The organism is Calothrix sp. NIES-2098, assembly GCF_963875125.1.
GTDB lineage: Bacteria > Cyanobacteriota > Cyanobacteriia > Cyanobacteriales > Nostocaceae > Aulosira.
In genome coordinates this window covers 3,947,831-3,962,416 of sequence record NZ_CAWNKJ010000001.1, presented here as the reverse complement: position 1 = coordinate 3,962,416, position 14,586 = coordinate 3,947,831, and the positions used below count along the sequence as shown (strand labels likewise).

Here is a 14,586-nt window from a genome sequence, read left to right as displayed (position 1 = left end):
ATTTACCTTCATAACTCAATCTCCGAACCCATGCTGAATAATGGGTACTGGGTGCCGAGACCAACGAAGCACACCAGTACTTATTAAGCAGCATTTTGGAATCAAGCTTTCCATGCAAATTCAAACTGTTGGTATTTTAAGTCCGGGCGACATGGGGCAGGCGATCGCATCTGTACTCAATCAAAATGGTTTGAAGACCATTGCAGCGTTGGAGGAAAGAAGCGATCGCACTCGACAATTAGCCGCCGCAGCCTACATTCAGGATGTAGGTTCTGTGAAACAACTAGTAATTGAATCCGATGTGGTGCTGTCAGTTCTAGTTCCCGCAGCCGCCACTGAAGCAGCAGAACAAGTAGCTGAAGCTATAGCCAGCATTGGTAAAAGTATTTTATATGTTGATGCCAATGCTATATCACCCCAGAAAGTCAGAACTATTGGCCAAATTATTGAATCCAAGGGCGGAGAATTTGTCGATGCATCAATTATCGGCCCGCCTCCACGAGTTCCCAATCGCACCCGTATTTATGCATCAGGAAGAAAGGCAGTTGAACTTCAACAACTGCGAGATTATGGATTAGATATTAGGGTAATTGGCGATGAAATTGGTCAAGCTTCTGGGTTAAAGATGTCCTATGCAGCCCTCACAAAAGGATTGACAGCAATCGGTACAGAATTGCTGATTGCCGCCCATCGCCTTGGCTTAGATCGACAACTGTGGGATGAAGTATCGACTAGCCAACCAGAATTAGCAAAAATACTTACTCGTTCCCTGCCATCCATGACACCAAAAGCCCATCGATGGATTGGAGAAATGGAAGAGATTGCAGACACCTTTGCAGCCTTAGATTTGACCGATCGCATTTTTCAAGGTGCAGCTGATGTTTATCGCTTAGTGAAGGAAACCTCTTTGGGTAAGGAAACACCAGAACAGAACAAACGCGATCGCCCACTATCAGAAATCATTACCGCCCTTTCCCAAGAATCTTTAAACAGTCAATAGTCTATCTCCGTTGTCCCCTTCCCCAATAAATAGGTCTTCACAATATGAGTAAAATACGTGCAGTTGTAGTCGATCCCAGTGTATCCGGGCGTTTGGTACTGCGTGATGTAGATGCACCTATCCCCGCTGCTAACGAAGCCGTGATTCGAGTCGCAGCCATTTCCCTGAATCGAGGAGAAATCAGACGTTCTACCACCGCAGAAGCAGGTTGGCGGCCTGGTTGGGATTTGGCAGGTGTAGTAGAAACCCCGGCTGCTAATGGTTCAGGCCCAGCAGTCGGAACAAGAGTTGTCGGTTTACTTCGTGGTGGTGCTTGGGGAGAATTGGTGTCAGTTCCAACTCACTCGCTAGCAGAATTGCCACCGTCAGTATCTTTTGCTCAAGCTGCCACATTACCAGTAGCAGGTTTAACTGCCTATCATGCTCTACTCAAAGGTGGTTCAGTTTTAGGACGCTCAGTATTAATTACAGGTGCATCTGGTGGCGTAGGCTACTTTACAATTCAACTAGCACGGCTGAGTGGTGCAAAGGTAGTGGCACATATTCGCCGCCCAGAATACGAGTCTTTTGTTAAAGATGCTGGTGCTCATTCTGTAATCATTGGTGAGAACATTTCACCAACAGACGAATCTGCACCTTATGACTTAATTGTCGAGTCAGTAGGTGGCAAAACTTTAGGAACAGCCCTAGGTTTGTTGGCACAAGACGCTACTGTTGTGTTGTTTGGTGTATCTGGAGGAGCAGAAGTAACATTCAATGCGCAGCAGTTTTTTGCGACAGGTGGCGCAAGTTTGTACGGTTTAATATTGTTCCACGAATTACAACGAGAATCAGCTGCGATCGGACTCCAACGGCTTTTGCGTTTAGTAGAAGCAGGACAATTGCGTCCTCACATTGATATTGAAGGTGATTGGACACAAATAGCCGATGTTGCACAAAAATTATTGGATAGAACCTATCCCGGCAAGGCAGTATTGAACATTTCTAATTAAATAGATTGACGCAATTAAGAATAACTTGGTCAGGGTGGTCATTTGTAATGGGTCATTAGTCACTTGTCATTTCTCCCGATCCATCCCACACTCCCTTGTCCGCTGCTCTATCAAAATTTGTCTAAATTATATGGATGAATTCAAGTTAGTAATTTTTGATTGTGATGGTGTTCTTGTAGATAGCGAACTTATCGCTAATGTGATTTTATTGGAAATGGTTAATGAAATAGGATTATTTCTAACTTTAGAAGAAGTTTTCAATATTTGTGCTGGTAAATCTACGGCTCGATGTCTAGAAATTGTGCAAAATATGCTTGGTCATCCTTTACCAGATAATTTTGTCACGGAATTTGAACAACGAACGATGCAAGCTTTCATCAAAAATCTAAAACCAGTGCAAGGAATCCATGATGTTTTAACTAAGCTAAATCTTCCTTATTGTGTAGCATCAAATAGCAGTCATAAGTGGATACGGCAAGCTTTATTGAAAACAAATTTACTTGCTTATTTTTCAGGAAAAATATTTTCTGCTTCTGGAATTATACGTAGTAAACCACACCCAGATGTATTTTTATATGCAGCCGAAAAGATGGGAGTTTCTCCACAAGAATGTGTAGTTATTGAAGATACACCAACAGGAGTTATGGCTGGAGTTAATGCCGGAATGACTGTATTTGGTTATGCAAAATTGATGAAGCCGAGAAAACTCCGTGAAGTCGGTGCATCTGTTGTATTTCATGATATGAATCTGTTACCAGAATTGCTTGAGCAGCACAATCATTATATTGTTAAGACTGCTATTGCAATTTAGTATTGATAATTGTGATGAGAGATAGCAATGACTTCTGGGACAAACTAGATGAATTAGTAGCTACTAGTACTCTGAAAATTGAGCGCTTCAAAGGAATGCCACATCCACATTATCCATCATTGATTTATCCATTGGACTATGGATATTTGCAAGATACTCAAGCTGGAGATGGAGCTAATATTGATGTGTGGATAGGAAGCTTATCTCCTAGCAATGTAACCGCTGTTATCTGTAGTGTTGATTTGAAAAAGCGGGATACAGAAATCAAGATACTTTTAGGTTGTACATCTAGTGAAACTCAAGACATATTGAAAATTCACAATATAGGTTCTCAATCAGCAATATTATTGATTCGTCCTGAGTCTCTAGCTATTAACAGCGAACAAACAACTAAACTATAAGTTAGTATTATTTATTAGGGTGGAAATTGCCCAGCTATACATAATATTAGAATGAGAATTTAATGTACGAACGCCAAAATATTCTTTCAACAGTTATACTTACTAACATCAGACCGCCTTATCTCAAAAATATCAGTCTCTAGGATACTTGATTATTTAGATATTATCTGATATTGCTGCTAATTTTTATTAAATACTAAAAATCTATCAATTTACCGTATATTATTAAATATCATTAACCTATCCACAGGATTATGAAGTAGAGAATAACTAAGTTCTCTATTGAATTTATCTATTGCAGGCAGTAGATATCAGAGCCAACACATCTAGGAATTCATCTCATGAGCTTAGATCTACAACTATCAGGTAAAACAGCAATTGTCACAGGTGGTAGTGCGGGTATTGGTTTAGCGATCGCCAAAGCGCTCTATAGTGAAGGTGTAAATGTAGCGATCGCAGCTCGGAATCCAGAACGGTTAGAGAATGCCGTCAGCACTATCCAATCTCTACCCACACCAGGGGCGAAAGTCATTTCTATCAGTGCCGATTTAACTCAAGCAGAAAGTGTCGAGCGAGTTGTTTCCACCACATTGGCACAGTTTGGACAGATTGATATCTTAATCAACAATGCAGGTTCAGCCCGTGCAGGCTCTTTCCTTGACTTGAGCGATGATGCTTTTGTGGATGCCTGGAACCTGAAATTACTAGGCTATATCCGTTTGGTTAGAGCCGTTGTACCCCATCTCAAAAGTCGGCGTGATGGGCGAATTATCAATATTATCGGTGGTGCTGGACGCACGCCTCGACCGGGGTTCCTTCCAGGCGGTACGACAAATGCTGCCCTATTGAACTTCACGCGCGGCATCTCTAAAGAACTAGCCAAAGATAATATTCGCATTAACGCCATCTCACCCGGTCTGACAGCAACAGAACGTGCAGAAACTTTGGCAAAGCAAAATGCTCAGGCCCGTGGTGTGAGTGTAGAAGAAATTAAAACAGAATCCTTGCAATCTATTCCTTTAGGGAAAATAGTCAAACCGGAAGAAATAGCTGCACTAGCTTTATTTTTAGTATCTGACCTGGCCTCTTCAATTACAGGTGCAGAGATTCTCGTTGATGGTGGAAACACCCCTGGTGTTTAGATATTGACAAATTTCACAATGACTACAAAAAACAAACAACTGAGACTAGGTGCATTTCTACATCCGACTGGACATCATATAGCAGCTTGGCGACATCCTAACGCTCAGGCCAACCCTCTCGATTTCCAGCATTACAAGCAACTAGCACAGACAGCCGAACGAGGAAAATTTGATATGATTTTCCTGGCAGATGGGGTAGCTGTACGAGACCGGAATAATAACCCAGAAGTGTTGAGCCTTAACGGTAAGCTCGTACACTTTGAACCTCTTACCCTACTGTCGGCCTTGTCCGCAGTTACAGAAAATATTGGCTTAGTAGCAACAGCCTCCACCACCTACAACGAACCTTTTCACATCGCCCGAAAGTTTGCATCGCTAGATTATTTAAGTGGTGGTCGTGCTGGCTGGAATGTTGTCACCTCTGGTACAGAAGCCGAAGCCAAGAACTTCAATCGGGAACAGCACTTAGAACACGCATTACGCTACGAACGTGCAAAGGAGTTTGTCGAAGTCGTCACTAAACTCTGGGATAGTTGGGAAGATGATGCTTTCCTGCGAGACAAAGACTCAGGGATTTACTTTGAAGCTGATAAGTTGCACGTTCCCAACTACAAAGGCAAACATTTCTCTGTCCGCGGGCCGTTGAATGTTGCTCGTCCTATCCAAGGGTATCCAGTGATTGTCCAAGCTGGGTCTTCGGAAGCTGGTCAAGAACTCGCCGCCGAAACCGCGGAAGTCATATTCACAGCCCAGCAAACTTTAAAAGAAGCACAGGAATTTTATGCCAGCGTCAAAGGAAGGCTGGCAAAATATGGACGTTCTCCCGATCATCTCAAGATTATGCCAGGGATATTCCCAGTTATTGGTAGAACTGAGCAGGAAGCGAAGGAAAAATACGAGCAACTTCAAGAGTTAGTTCATCCGCAAGTGGGACTGGGGTTACTAGCATGGGTATACGGTGGTAAGGAGCTATCCGGCTATCCTTTAGACGGGCCGCCGCCAGAATTTCCTGAAGATACCAACGGTAGTAAGAGCCGCTTGAAGCTGGTGTCTGATTTGGCTAATAGAGAAAACTTGACCTTGAGAGAATTATACTTGGCGATCGCAGGCGCAAGAGGTCATAGAACTATTTGGGGTACACCACAACAAATTGCCGACCAATTAGAAGAATGGTTTTTAAACGATGGGGCTGATGGCTTTAATATTATGCCGCCTTATTTACCTGGTGGTTTAGAAGAGTTTGTAGATTTAGTCATTCCCGAATTACAAAGCCGCGGTCTATTCCGCACAGAGTACGAAGGTCAAAGCCTACGCGAGAACTTGGGATTACCCCGACCAGTAAATCAGTTCGCGACAATTACCAACTCCTCTGAATTAGCAGGTGTATCCGCATAAACAAAGATGAGTCAGAAAAAACAACTAAAACTAGGTGCATTTCTCCCAGACGCAGGTCATCATGTAGCAGCTTGGCGACATCCCCAAGCCCAAGCAGACGGAGGACTGAATTTTCAGCATTACAAACGACTGGCACAGACAGCTGAACGAGCTAAATTTGACATGGTTTTCCTTGCAGATGGTTTAGCCGTTTGGGATCGGGGGCAAGGAAAAGAGGCTTTTAGCCGTTCGGGACAATTCAGCGTCCATTTTGAACCACTAACTTTATTGTCGGCTTTGTCTGTGGTGACAGAGCGTATAGGTTTAGTAGCAACGGCATCAACCACATATGACGAACCCTTTCACCTCGCCCGCAAGTTTGCCTCACTAGATTATCTCAGTGGCGGTCGTGCTGGCTGGAATGTTGTCACTTCCTCTGCTGAAGCCGCAGCGAAAAACTTTAGCCGAGAACAGCATTTAGAACACGCACTGCGCTACGAGAGAGCAACAGAACTTTTAGAGGTTGTCACCAAGCTTTGGGATAGTTGGGAAGATGATGCCTTTATCCGCGATAAAGAATCAGGCGTTTACTTCCATCCTGAGAAACTACACATTCCTAACCACAAAGGTAAAAATTTCTCGGTACGCGGGCCGTTGAATGTTGCTCGTCCTATCCAAGGGTATCCAGTGATTGTGCAAGCTGGTTCTTCTGAAGCAGGTCAAGAACTCGCCGCCCAAACCGCAGAGGTGATTTTCACTGCCCAACAAACTTTAAAAGAAGCACAGGTTTTTTACTCTAGTGTCAAAAGCAGACTAGCGAAATACGGACGTTCTCCCGAACATCTCAAAATTATGCCTGGTGTATTTCCCGTGATTGGCAAAACTGAGCAAGAAGCCAAGGAGAAATACGAGCAACTTCAAGATTTAATTCATCCGTCAGTAGGGTTAGGCCTGCTTTCCGGTCTCATAGGTGGGCATGATTTAACGAAATATCCCTTGGACGGGCCGCTACCAGATATCCCAGATACCAATGCGGGCAAAAGCCGTTTGCAACTAATTAAAGACCTCGCCCAGAGAGAGAATTTGACTATTCGGCAACTATATCTATGGATTGCTGGCGCACGCGGACATCGCACAATTCTCGGTACACCAGAGCAAATTGCCGACCAGCTAGAAGACTGGTTGATTAACGATGGCGCTGATGGATTCAACATCATGCCACCTTGGTTGCCTGGTGGTTTGGATGAATTTGTCGAGTTTGTCATTCCCGAACTGCAACGCCGAGGTATATTCCGTACTGAGTACGAAGGGCGGACTCTGCGAGAAAATCTCGGTTTACCCCGTCCGGTTAACCAGTTCAGCAAAGTTACATCCCCTGAACTCGCTGGCGCAAATCAGTAATTTTACATAGTCATTTTCTTAAAAACGTATGAAAAATATCTTATAAAACATCAATCTCATTGACAAATCTCCCCCTATCTCTGTTAACTACGGTGTATACAAAAGTCGTGAAATTCCCCCTAGTACTTGGTTTCGTCATCTAGCTTGAGGTTGTGCGATCGCTTTGGAAACTTGTCCTTGCGTAAAGCCTACGGCATAGCTTCGCTTAGCGCGTAGCGTTTCGCAGAGAGGAAGAACGACGTAGACACGTAGACGCGAAGCGGCTTCTCGTAGAGTAGTGGCTTCCCGTAGGGTAGCAATCGCATAATCCCGTGGTTTTTGCGATTACTTCGTTCCGCTATCGCTGCACTCGTAATGACAATTTAAAGGGTCTATAACGCCTGAACCTTTGCAGATAGCACTTGTGTGTACACCGTAGATCTCTGTTAATGGGAGAAGGGGGAAATTTAGCTTGACATCTACTTGCTCAAAATTCTAGGGTATAGAGTCTGAATAGCAATTACCTAGCGCCAGAGATCATCCTCTCAAACGTTTGGTCTGTTATTCCAATGGTTTCAGCAATATAAGCAGGTCTTACGAAGACTTTTGTACCGTGTTGGGTCTCCTGACGGTTCTTCTATCCTCCTTTCTGTTGTCATTTCACAACGTTACCGTCCGAGTTTTGTTTTCAGAACATCTCGTGCTGGGTTTGTTATTACTCGGTGGCTACGTTAAACCTGATTTGCAGAATTCATTCTTGTTGATGTTTATGCGAATGCTGGTGGTCGTTCCTCTGATGGCATCTGTAGCATTCAAGCTATATCCATCTGCTCCTAAAGAATTCCTCAGCTTATTCAGACGCGATCGCTTAGATGTCATGCTCCAAGCCTTCGGTTGTGGGGTGCTGATGTTTGTATATATTACATCACTCTACATGGCGATTGGCTTGATTCCCACCGGAATTGCGCTCACCCTCTTTTTCACCTATCCCGTGTTTACAGCGTTGCTGTCTTGGCGGTTTTTTGGGGAGTGCCCTACACCCTTCAGTTGGCTGGTGATGGGTATTATTTTGGCGGGTGGTGTTCTTACTATTCCTCAATCTTCTGTTACTCACAGCAGTCATACCATTGCGATCGGCATCTCTGCCAGCGTTATTGCTGGAATTTTTAACGCCTGCTATAACGTCCTTGCCCAAAAATGTTTGCAAAAATTGCATCCAGTTCCTTTTACCTGGGTAAGTTTTGCTACCACTCTCCTGCTCTCTGGTGTGAGTTTACTGTTTTGGCCTCCTTCCAGCACTCAACTTGATTGGACACCGATGTGGATTGGCAGTATTTTCTCGGGGGTAGTCAGCTTTATGGGACACACTTTCAACAATTTAGGGATTCGGATGATTGGTGCCACTACCGCCTCTATCATCGGTGCTAGCAGTCCCGCAATGACTGCACTAGTCGCATGGGCAACGATTAGCGAAACTTTAAATGTTATTCAATGTGTGGGGATTGGTATCGTCACATTGGGGATCGCTTTGTTGAGTCGAGAAAACTTGATTCGCAAGTGTAGTACATCGTGAAGCCAGCAGAGAATAGAAGGTTTCGGTTCCTACACAAACGTAACGAATCATAAGCGATCGCCTGGATATGACAAATGCCCAATACTCATTTTTATACTGGGTTGTGGTATTTTTCTACGATTAACTTCTTGAATTGCGGATTTTGAAATGCCTGCCGACGCTATCCTGTTCGATCTAGATGGGACTTTGACAGATGCCAAGCCTGGTATCACTCGTAGCATTCAGTATGCGCTGTTAGAACTTGGTTACACGCCACCAGATGCTGATGATTTAGGTTGGTATATTGGCCCGCCAATTCAAGAGACTTTTTCGCTGTTATTGAAAACTACAGATGAAAAGTTACTGACACAGGCTATTTCACTGTACCGCGATCGCTTTTCCACGATTGGATTATTTGAAAATCTTCTTTATCCCCAAATTCCCGAAACTTTAACAGCTATTCGCGTTGCTGGTTATAAAACCTTTGTCGCAACTTCTAAGCCTTACATTTATACCATCCGTATTATTGAACATTTTGGTTTATCGTCGCTGTTTGATGGTGTTTACGGTAGCGAACTTGATGGAACCCGCAGTGTTAAAGGCGACTTAATTGGGCATATTTTACTGACAGAGAATCTTTCACCTTCTACTGTGATTATGGTAGGCGATCGCAAACACGACATGATTGGAGCCAAGCACCATCAAGTTACAGCAATTGGTGTCACTTATGGCTATGGAACTGAGGAGGAATTAAAAACTCACGGTGCTGATTTTATTGCTTATTCTCCAGAAGATATTTCTAAACTTGTAATTCGTAATGGCTCCAAAAAATAAGTGACTATAGTAAATAGCGTAATCCCCAAATCGATCGCAACAATGACTACAGTAAACGATCCTGCTGTTGTAGCTGAAGTAACTGATTTATACCTCAAGTACGAAGAAGCTTTGACCAACAACAATTTAGAGGTGATGGATAGTTTATTTTGGGATGCACCAGATGTAGTACGCTTTGGTTTAGCGGAAAACCTCTATGGTGGTGAAGAGATTCGCAACTTTCGCGCCTCTCGACCGAATCCAAAAATTGAGCGAGAAATTTCTCATCTTCAAGTTGTCACCTTTGGCAAGGATACAGCAACCGTAACTCTAGAATTTCGTCGCATTATTAATGATGTGGAGCGTTTTGGCAGACAAAGCCAAACTTGGTATAAATTTGCAGATGGATGGAAGGTAGTTTCTGCTCATGTTTCTTTATTACCTGTAGGAGCAGCACAACCATGACTAACATTACCGAAATTGCTCCGGATATCTATCGCATCTCTACCTATGAACCAAAAATAGATATGCAATTCATCCAGTTTTTGGTTAAGGACGAAGAACCATTATTGTTTCATACTGGTCTCAAGGGGATGTTTCCTCTGGTACAAGAAGCAGTTGCAAAGATTATCGATCCCTCACAGATTCGTTGGATTAGCTTTAGCCATTTTGAAGCAGATGAATGCGGATCGCTTAATGAATGGCTGACCATTGCACCAAATGCTCAGACAGTTTGTAGTCAGCTTGCAGCTTTGGTTAGTGTAGATGACTTTGCTATCCGTCCGTCGAAAACTTTGGAACACAATCAAGTTTTAAACACTGGAAAATATAACTTTCAATTTCAACAGACACCACAAGTACCCCACGGTTGGGACGCAGGATTGTTATTTGAAACTACGCATAAAACGCTATTGTGTTCAGATCTATTTCATCAGTTTGGAGATCTAGAACCAGTAACTGAGTCTGATGTGATTGGGCGTTTTCGTCAAACAATCGCTAATTACGAAGCAAGTCCCTTTCCTAATTACATACCTTACACAACACATAGCGATCGCATTATCCAAGAATTAGCTGTACTCAAACCGAGAACGCTGGCGATAATGCATGGTTCAACTTTTGTGGGAGATGGCGAACGCGCATTACAGGATTTAGCAAGAGTACTGCATGAAGTATTAGTGTTAAAGGAGTAGAGATGATAGATGAAAATACATCTGTTCCATTATTAGTGCAAAAAGCGCGATCGCTATCTTTCCATTGCTGCTACTAAAATTTGTGTTACAGCAAAAAATAGGGTATCAAAATGCCGGATAAATGGAATCCAGAACTATACGAACGATTTCAAGCCCAAAGAAGTCGTCCGTTTTATGACTTAGTAGATTTGATACAACATCAAGAGAACCTAAGAGTTCTAGATTTAGGCTGTGGAACGGGAAAGTTAACCAAGTATCTGCATGAGACATTAAAAGCTAAGGAAACTCTGGGGCTCGATGCTTCCGAAAAAATGTTATCTGTAGCACATGAATTTGCAGGTAATGGGTTGCGGTTTGAGCAAGGACTAATTGAAGATAACTCAGGAGAAGGTAAGTTTGATGTCGTGTTTTCTAATGCTGCTTTACAGTGGGTGACAGGACACGAAGTATTATTTGCACAATTACGAGATAAGCTCCAACCTGGCGGACAGTTAGCTATACAAATACCAGCGATGTATGATGAGCCAGTACATCAGTTAGCAGTGGAAACGGCAAAAGAGTTTAGTCAGGAATTAGGGGGATATATACGGCAGTTAGAAGTACTTTCTCCAGTTGCTTATGCTAAATTGCTTTATAAATTGGGTTTTGTCAAGCAACAAGTAAAATTACAAATTTATGGTCATTTATTACCTTCACGAGAAGCTGTCGTGGAATGGTATCGCGGTACATTGTTAACAGCTTATGAGACGCAATTAGATACTCAAACTTATGAAAAATTCGTAGAAAGATATCAGCAAAAGTTATTCGAGATTCTACCTGATGAGCGCCCATTGTTTTTCCCCTATAAGCGTATCTTAATTTGGGGAAGTATTTCTTAATTGATACTACTACAAATGTTTTTCCCTATCTTAAGGAAGAATATATGACTACAACTGTTTCATTCGATCGAGTTTCTGATATTTACGATGCTACAAGAGGATTTCCACCAGGAATTTCTGAACAAGTGACAGATTTTATCCTCAATTTAGTTTCGCCAACAGCAGATACCAAGTTTTATGAAACGGGTATTGGTACTGGCAGAATTGCTGTACCAATTGCTAAAAGAGGCTATTCTTACACTGGTATAGATGTCTCAGAAAAGATGTTGGCTGAACTGCACCAAAAACTAGAGGGTGTGTCTCATAAACTAACAGCAATTAAAGGAGATGCTACTGCTTTACCCTTTGATGACAACTCCTTTGATGTGGCGTTAGTTGTTCACGTTTTTCACCTAATTTCTGCTTGGAAACAGGCGCTAGCAGAAATTCGTCGCGTCCTGAAACCACGTGGTGTTTTGCTCTATACTCACGGTCAGGCTAACTCTGCTAGTAGTGGCTCAGAAGTGAATGCACAGAGATGGGAATTTAATGAGCGTTGGAAAGCTATTTTAGAAGGCTATGGTCATCCTTCACCGCGTTACGGTGCGACAGAAGAAGAGGTGTTAGCAGAGTTAGAACAACAGGGTGGAACTTTAGAAACTCAAATTGCTGCTCAATGGCGAGTTGAAGATACTGTGAGTAAATTGATAGAAAATCAAGAAAATAAAATCCAAAGTGCAGCTTGGAGTATTCCTGATGAAATTTTTCCTCATGCTATTCAAGACTTGCGAAACTGGGCTTTAGAACGCTACGGTTCGCTGGATTATATTTTGCCTCAAGAACGTGAATTCAAGATTGTTGTAGTACGCAATTGGACTTAAATTAAATCGAATATTTTTGTAGGGTGGGCAATGCCCACCTGCGATAATTGAAAATAAAAAAATCATGAATGCTAGAGAAAAACATCCTCCTATATCAATAGGAATTGTACTGTTTCCTAATGTGACACAGTTAGATTTCACAGGGCCATATGAGGTTTTTGCCAAATTACCAAACACGCAATTATATCTGCTAGTAGAGACTCTAGAACCTATCCGAAGCGATCGCGGTTTGACTTTTTTACCTGACACCACCTTTGCTCAATCCCCACCTTTAGATGTGTTGTTTGTCCCCGGAGGGCCAGGTATTGATGCCAAATTGGAAGATCGGGAGTTTCTCGATTTTCTGAAAACGCAGGGAGAAAAAGCCCGCTACATAACATCCGTTTGCACTGGTTCTCTGCTGCTGGCTGCGGCGGGTTTACTCCAAGGCTATCGCGCTACTACTCACTGGCTATCTCTGGATTTGTTGGGGTTGTTTGGAGTTGAAGTAGTGGAACAGCGAGTTGTCATCGATCGCGATCGCATTACAGGCGGTGGTGTCACATCCGGAATTGACTTTGGATTGGTTATCGCGGCGGAACTATTTGGAGAAGATATTGCCCAATCAATTCAACTAGGTATAGAATACAATCCCCAACCGCCCTTTAATAGTGGTTCTCCCCACACTGCGTCAGAGGTTGTCATCAATAGGGTGAAAGCCGCTAGCCAAAATCGTCAAGACACACGTCGGCAAATCATCCAAAAGATAGTTGCCCAATCGCAAACTCCTGTCTAAATAAGCTTCTAGTTAATGCTTCCTGCCAATATCAGAAAAGCTACAGAATCAGATGCACAGGCTATCGCCCAAATTCTGCAAGAATTGGGTTGGTTTGCATGGCTAGATTCAACTTCACCCCAAACAACTATTAGGCAAATCCAGCAACATATTACACAGTGTCATGCAAATGATAGTCACTCTATATATGTGGCAGAAAATGCTGAAACTCAGGTAGTCGGATATGTTGCAGTGCATTGGCTACCCTGTCCATTCTTGCCAAAACCTCAAGCTTATATATCCGAGTTATTCATTCATAAGGCTTATCGGGGAAAGGGAATCGGTAAAAGACTGCTAGAAACCGTCACATCAGAAGCACTAATGCGAGGGTGTTTGCTCTTGATGCTCCATAACCACAAAGAGAGAGAATCGTATCAACGCGAGTTTTATCGCAAACAAGGCTGGATTGAACGGGAAAATATCGCCAACTTTATCTATCGATTGAATTAAATTCGCGGACACATCCTTCAATGGTGAACACAATCGATCTACAACCTCTAACACTCCTCCACAGCTTACTTCTTTTTAGTACTGCATTTATTGCAGGTGGACTCAATGCTGTAGCTGGAGGTGGGAGCTTTATCACATTTCCAACTTTGATATTTACAGGTGTACCACCAATTGCTGCTAATGCAACGAATAATACTGCGATTTGGGTAGCTGCGATCGCAACTGCGGGAGCATATCGTAAGGATTTGGGTGTCCAACGGCGAGAACTGATATTACTATGCGCCACTAGTTTAATAGGTGGAGTAATTGGCTCTGTAGGTTTGTTATATACCTCGCCTGATGTATTTAAAAAGTTGATACCCTATTTATTGCTGTTAGCAACATTGATATTTACATTTAGCGAACCTCTAAAAGCCTGGTTTCAACTCCAGAGTCAGAAGTCATCGTCAGAATCTCCACCTATTCTCACTCTCATGTTGGCGCAATTAGCGATCGCCATCTATGGTGGTTTTTTTGGCGCAGGTTTAGGGATTCTCATGCTGGCTACCTTGACTTTTTTAGGCATCAAAAGTATTCATACAATGAATGCTTTTAAAGCATTTTTAGGCAGTTGCGTTAATGGAATTGCGATCGTTCCTTTTATTTTTGCTGGTGTAATTGCTTGGCATCAAACAATTTTAATGGCAGTAGGCGCATCTCTAGGCGGTTACTTATGCGCCCACTATGCGCGTAAACTTGAACCCCGTTTAATTCGGATATTTGTGATGATTGTTGCCTTTAGCATGACTCTCTACTTTTTTATTCATGGTTAATTTCCCTTCTGCTTGCTTACCAACGCCTCAGTTTTAATTACTAAAAATATTGGTATTTTTCTGATATTTTTGAATAATTACTAAGTAATAAAAAATCGAACAAAAACGATTCTAAGA

General features: G+C 42.6%; 16 protein-coding genes. All 16 read left to right on the top strand.

Translation table 11 applies throughout. From position 1 onward, the window contains the following. Window positions 1-112 precede the first annotated feature (112 nt). The 16 genes from AACU33_RS16650 to AACU33_RS16575 all read left to right on the top strand — a co-directional run bounded on the left by AACU33_RS16650 (window position 113) and on the right by AACU33_RS16575 (window position 14,469). Window positions 113-1,000 carry a DUF1932 domain-containing protein gene (locus AACU33_RS16650; RefSeq protein WP_096589738.1) on the top strand — a complete coding sequence of 296 codons (888 nt, stop codon included), beginning with the start codon at window positions 113-115 and terminating at the stop codon, window positions 998-1,000. A 44-nt stretch (window positions 1,001-1,044) separates the two neighbouring features. Continuing rightward, window positions 1,045-1,992 (top strand): zinc-binding dehydrogenase, encoded by a 948-nt coding sequence (locus AACU33_RS16645; protein ID WP_096589737.1) that lies wholly within the window; start codon window positions 1,045-1,047, stop codon window positions 1,990-1,992. A 130-nt stretch (window positions 1,993-2,122) separates the two neighbouring features. After that, the gene (locus AACU33_RS16640) at window positions 2,123-2,803 is read left to right on the top strand and encodes an HAD family hydrolase (protein WP_096589736.1); all 681 of its coding nucleotides are present in this window, start codon (window positions 2,123-2,125) and stop codon (window positions 2,801-2,803) included. Between the two features lie 14 nt (window positions 2,804-2,817). Next, a complete protein-coding gene (locus tag AACU33_RS16635; protein WP_096589735.1) occupies window positions 2,818-3,204 on the top strand; it encodes an inorganic pyrophosphatase in 387 nt (128 codons plus the stop codon). Window positions 3,205-3,545: 341 nt separating this feature from the next. Further along, a complete protein-coding gene (locus tag AACU33_RS16630) occupies window positions 3,546-4,346 on the top strand; it encodes an SDR family oxidoreductase (RefSeq protein ID WP_096589734.1) in 801 nt (266 codons plus the stop codon). Between the two features lie 18 nt (window positions 4,347-4,364). Next, window positions 4,365-5,741: an LLM class flavin-dependent oxidoreductase gene (locus AACU33_RS16625; protein ID WP_096589733.1), complete on the top strand. Its 1,377-nt coding sequence runs from the start codon at window positions 4,365-4,367 to the stop codon at window positions 5,739-5,741. A gap of 6 nt (window positions 5,742-5,747) precedes the next feature. Next, window positions 5,748-7,121, top strand: a complete 1,374-nt coding sequence (locus tag AACU33_RS16620) for an LLM class flavin-dependent oxidoreductase (RefSeq protein WP_096589732.1) — start codon at window positions 5,748-5,750, stop codon at window positions 7,119-7,121. Window positions 7,122-7,752: 631 nt separating this feature from the next. Beyond that, on the top strand, window positions 7,753-8,673 hold the full coding sequence (locus tag AACU33_RS16615) for a DMT family transporter (RefSeq protein ID WP_339376076.1): 921 nt from the start codon (window positions 7,753-7,755) through the stop codon (window positions 8,671-8,673). 147 nt (window positions 8,674-8,820) lie between these two features. Continuing rightward, entirely contained in the window at window positions 8,821-9,486 is a 666-nt protein-coding gene (locus AACU33_RS16610) for an HAD hydrolase-like protein (RefSeq protein WP_096589730.1), read from the top strand. A gap of 42 nt (window positions 9,487-9,528) precedes the next feature. Beyond that, window positions 9,529-9,930 carry an oxalurate catabolism protein HpxZ gene (hpxZ, locus tag AACU33_RS16605; RefSeq protein ID WP_096589729.1) on the top strand — a complete coding sequence of 134 codons (402 nt, stop codon included), beginning with the start codon at window positions 9,529-9,531 and terminating at the stop codon, window positions 9,928-9,930. Beyond that, on the top strand, window positions 9,927-10,655 hold the full coding sequence (locus tag AACU33_RS16600; RefSeq protein WP_096589728.1) for an MBL fold metallo-hydrolase: 729 nt from the start codon (window positions 9,927-9,929) through the stop codon (window positions 10,653-10,655). Before hpxZ ends, AACU33_RS16600 begins: the two co-directional genes overlap by 4 nt. 110 nt (window positions 10,656-10,765) lie before the next feature. Continuing rightward, window positions 10,766-11,533, top strand: a complete 768-nt coding sequence (locus tag AACU33_RS16595) for a methyltransferase domain-containing protein (RefSeq protein ID WP_096589727.1) — start codon at window positions 10,766-10,768, stop codon at window positions 11,531-11,533. A gap of 44 nt (window positions 11,534-11,577) precedes the next feature. Then, a complete protein-coding gene (locus AACU33_RS16590) occupies window positions 11,578-12,393 on the top strand; it encodes a class I SAM-dependent methyltransferase (RefSeq protein ID WP_096589726.1) in 816 nt (271 codons plus the stop codon). A 64-nt stretch (window positions 12,394-12,457) separates the two neighbouring features. After that, complete coding sequence (locus AACU33_RS16585) at window positions 12,458-13,168, top strand: DJ-1/PfpI family protein (RefSeq protein ID WP_096589725.1); 711 nt, start codon at window positions 12,458-12,460, stop codon at window positions 13,166-13,168. 15 nt (window positions 13,169-13,183) lie between these two features. Then, complete coding sequence (locus AACU33_RS16580; protein ID WP_096589724.1) at window positions 13,184-13,657, top strand: GNAT family N-acetyltransferase; 474 nt, start codon at window positions 13,184-13,186, stop codon at window positions 13,655-13,657. Between the two features lie 20 nt (window positions 13,658-13,677). Beyond that, window positions 13,678-14,469 carry a sulfite exporter TauE/SafE family protein gene (locus tag AACU33_RS16575; protein ID WP_096589723.1) on the top strand — a complete coding sequence of 264 codons (792 nt, stop codon included), beginning with the start codon at window positions 13,678-13,680 and terminating at the stop codon, window positions 14,467-14,469. Window positions 14,470-14,586: the final 117 nt, after the last annotated feature.

Excerpts from the sequence above, each read along its gene's own strand:
- AACU33_RS16650 (WP_096589738.1), top strand. The coding sequence starts at position 113 with ATGCAAATTCAAACTGTTGGTATTTTAAGTCCGGGCGACATGGGGCAG.
- AACU33_RS16645 (WP_096589737.1), top strand. The coding sequence starts at position 1,045 with ATGAGTAAAATACGTGCAGTTGTAGTCGATCCCAGTGTATCCGGGCGT.
- AACU33_RS16640 (WP_096589736.1), top strand. The coding sequence starts at position 2,123 with ATGGATGAATTCAAGTTAGTAATTTTTGATTGTGATGGTGTTCTTGTA.
- AACU33_RS16635 (WP_096589735.1), top strand. The coding sequence starts at position 2,818 with ATGAGAGATAGCAATGACTTCTGGGACAAACTAGATGAATTAGTAGCT.
- AACU33_RS16630 (WP_096589734.1), top strand. The coding sequence starts at position 3,546 with ATGAGCTTAGATCTACAACTATCAGGTAAAACAGCAATTGTCACAGGT.
- AACU33_RS16625 (WP_096589733.1), top strand. The coding sequence starts at position 4,365 with ATGACTACAAAAAACAAACAACTGAGACTAGGTGCATTTCTACATCCG.
- AACU33_RS16620 (WP_096589732.1), top strand. The coding sequence starts at position 5,748 with ATGAGTCAGAAAAAACAACTAAAACTAGGTGCATTTCTCCCAGACGCA.
- AACU33_RS16610 (WP_096589730.1), top strand. The coding sequence starts at position 8,821 with ATGCCTGCCGACGCTATCCTGTTCGATCTAGATGGGACTTTGACAGAT.
- hpxZ (WP_096589729.1), top strand. The coding sequence starts at position 9,529 with ATGACTACAGTAAACGATCCTGCTGTTGTAGCTGAAGTAACTGATTTA.
- AACU33_RS16600 (WP_096589728.1), top strand. The coding sequence starts at position 9,927 with ATGACTAACATTACCGAAATTGCTCCGGATATCTATCGCATCTCTACC.
- AACU33_RS16595 (WP_096589727.1), top strand. The coding sequence starts at position 10,766 with ATGCCGGATAAATGGAATCCAGAACTATACGAACGATTTCAAGCCCAA.
- AACU33_RS16590 (WP_096589726.1), top strand. The coding sequence starts at position 11,578 with ATGACTACAACTGTTTCATTCGATCGAGTTTCTGATATTTACGATGCT.
- AACU33_RS16585 (WP_096589725.1), top strand. The coding sequence starts at position 12,458 with ATGAATGCTAGAGAAAAACATCCTCCTATATCAATAGGAATTGTACTG.
- AACU33_RS16580 (WP_096589724.1), top strand. The coding sequence starts at position 13,184 with ATGCTTCCTGCCAATATCAGAAAAGCTACAGAATCAGATGCACAGGCT.
- AACU33_RS16575 (WP_096589723.1), top strand. The coding sequence starts at position 13,678 with ATGGTGAACACAATCGATCTACAACCTCTAACACTCCTCCACAGCTTA.